The organism is Acidisphaera rubrifaciens HS-AP3, assembly GCF_000964365.1.
Classification (GTDB): Bacteria; Pseudomonadota; Alphaproteobacteria; order Acetobacterales; family Acetobacteraceae; genus Acidisphaera; species Acidisphaera rubrifaciens.
This window is the reverse complement of record NZ_BANB01000349.1, coordinates 1-1,545: the sequence shown is the minus strand read 5'-3', so window position 1 is coordinate 1,545 and position 1,545 is coordinate 1. Positions and strand designations below refer to the sequence as shown.

Here is a 1,545-nt window from a genome sequence, read left to right as displayed (position 1 = left end):
CGGGGCGCAGACGTGGCGGCTGCGCCTGCCCGATCCGGCGGCTTCGGCCGAGGATGCGGCGGAGGCGGGCGGGAAGCTCGCCGCGCCGCTGCCCGGACAGGTGACGCAGGTGCTGACCGAAGCCGGCGCGCAGGTCGTCAAGGGCGACGTGCTGATCGTCATGGAGGCGATGAAGACGGTGTTCCGCCTCGCAGCCCCGCGCGACGGCGTGGTGGCGATGCTGTCCTGCCGTGCGGGCGACGCGGTGGGCGAAGGCCAGACGTTGCTGACCTTCGCGACCGAGGAGGAGCAGGCGTAGTCAGCCCTGGTCCTCAGCCCTTGCAGGCGGGGGTGACCGGCAGGAACGCCTCCGCCGCCGGGATGGTGGCGAGGCGGGTGTAGTAGTCCCACGCGCCGTGGCTTTCGGCGGGCGTCTTCACGCGCCACAAGGCAAGGTCGTAGATCAGCCGTCCGTCCACGCGCAGCGTCGCCGGCACGCCGAGGTAGTCGACCGGCATCGCCCGCATGGCGCGGCCGATCGCCAGCGCGTCGCGCGTGCCGGCGGTGGCCGAGGCGCGGATGAAGTGGCGGCAGGCGGCATAGATGGCGGCGTGGTTGCGCGTCGGCATGCCGCCGTGTTCCTTTAGGAAGCGCCGCGAGAAGGCGCGCGCGGTGTCGTTCTGATCCCAATAGAAGCTGGAGGCGAAGGTGAAGCCCTGTGCCGCCTTCAGCCCGAGGGCGTGCACCTCCGTGATGTAGATGAGGAAGCCGACGAGGCGCTGATGCGCGCTGATGCCGAACTCGCCGGCCTGTTTCACCAGGTTGACGAGGTCGTTGCCGACGCTCGCGAGTCCCACGACGTCCGCGCCCGAGGACTGCGCCTGCACCAGCATCGAGGAATAATCCTGCGTGCCGAGCGGATAGCGTGCGGCGCCGAGCACCTGTCCGCCGCCGCCGGTGATGACGGCGCTCGCGGCCTTTTCCATCGCCGTGCCGAACACGTAATCGACGGTGATGAAATACCATTTGCGCCCGCCCGCGCGCAGCACCTGCGTCGTCGGGCCGACGGACAGCGCGTGCGTGTCGTCCGCCCAGTGGCTGCTGTAGGGGTTGCAGTCGCGCGCGGTGAGGAAGGTGGAGGCGGCGGCGGTGATGATGACGGTGCGCTGCTTTTCCTTCGCCACCTGCTGCACGGCCGAGGCGATGGAGGTCACGGGCAGGTCGGTGACCATGTCGACGCCGCTGTCGTACCATTGCCGCGCGACGGAGGCGGCGACGTCCGGCTTGTTCTGCGTGTCGGCGTGCAGGATTTCCACGCCCTGCGCGCCCTCGTCGGCGATGGCCATGCGGGCGGCGAGGACCGAACCGCGGCCGCCGCTGTCGGTATAGGGGCCGGTCTCGTCCGTCAGGATGCCGATGCGCAGCGGCTTGGTGTCGGCGGCGCGCGCGCGGGGCGCGGCGAGGACGGGCGCGAGCGACGCGGCGCCGCCGAGCACGGCGCGGCGGCCGATCAGGTTGGTTGGCATGCGTGTCCCCCGTGTCGTTTCGTATGCTTCGGTCCGTCTT

General features: G+C 70.9%; 2 protein-coding genes. One reads left to right on the top strand and one right to left on the bottom strand.

All coding sequences use genetic code 11. The features are described from left to right. Window positions 1-298 (top strand): acetyl-CoA carboxylase biotin carboxyl carrier protein subunit (locus B8460_RS10865; protein ID WP_048861621.1); only part of this gene is annotated, 298 nt, incomplete at its 5' end. A gap of 13 nt (window positions 299-311) precedes the next feature. Here the strand turns inward: B8460_RS10865 and B8460_RS10860 are convergent. Continuing rightward, window positions 312-1,505, bottom strand: a complete 1,194-nt coding sequence (locus B8460_RS10860) for an ABC transporter substrate-binding protein (protein ID WP_048861620.1) — start codon at window positions 1,503-1,505, stop codon at window positions 312-314. Window positions 1,506-1,545 lie beyond the last annotated feature (40 nt).

Coding starts and splice junctions, on each gene's coding strand:
- B8460_RS10860 (WP_048861620.1), bottom strand. CDS start 1,505: ATGCCAACCAACCTGATCGGCCGCCGCGCCGTGCTCGGCGGCGCCGCG.